General features: G+C 62.4%; 1 protein-coding gene and 1 pseudogene. Both read right to left on the bottom strand.

The genetic code is table 11. The features are described 5' to 3' along the window. Positions 1-653, bottom strand: a 653-nt coding sequence (locus ACK4TH_RS12545; protein WP_409626929.1) for a major capsid protein, incomplete at its 3' end; no start/stop codon positions are given. 2 nt (positions 654-655) lie between these two features. Continuing rightward, positions 656-750: pseudogene (locus ACK4TH_RS12550) on the bottom strand (head decoration protein); the annotation flags it as partial.

Below are 750 nucleotides of genomic sequence, written 5' to 3' on the forward strand. Positions count from 1 at the left end.
GCCGCGACGACCTTCTCGTGGCTGGTCAGCGCATCGAAGAATTCCTCGGACACCAGGCAGTGGACGCCGGTCATGCGCTCACCCTTGAGGTTTTTCTCGAGGTAGCGCTTGAGCTCCAGGCATTTCTTCTTGACGTCCGTGCCGGCGTTGCCCAGCTGGAAATTGATCACCTTGGGCGTGATCCCGAACAGATCGAACAGGTCGTAGAGCACGGAACCGTCGGCGTCGAGGATGACGCCCTTGAGCGCGCCGATGCGCAGGTGCTCGAGCGTGATCGCGTGCTTGTTGCGCATCGTCTGCAGGTGTTCGGCCATGACCGAGGCCACGGTTTGCAGCTCGGTTTCCGAACCGAAAGCCCGCAGTCCTTGCACTTCCTCGGGCAGCACCACGTCGTCGTGCGGGATGTGCGGAATGGCGAAGGAGCGCAGCTTGCGCTTGCCGTGTTTGCCCACAGTGCCGGGCGAGCCGACCGGCATCGTCGGCAGCAGCGTCAGGATGCCGTTTTTCTCCTCGACAACCACGGAACGGAAGCGCACCGGCTTGGCCGGGAACAGCCCCATGCTCTCCATCAGCCCGTAGTTGTTGGGCAGGATGTTGATAGCGGCGGTCAGCGCCGACATCGAGAACGCGGGATTCTCGAAAACGTTGTTCATGGTCAGACTCCTTTGCGAACGAGGATGCCGAGGCTCTTGAGCTGTGCGATGGCAGCCAGCTTTTCTGCGGCGGTGATGGCGGCTGGCCACGCCAGGG

This window comes from Tepidimonas sp. (genome assembly GCF_046292505.1).
Lineage (GTDB): Bacteria > Pseudomonadota > Gammaproteobacteria > Burkholderiales > Burkholderiaceae_C > Tepidimonas.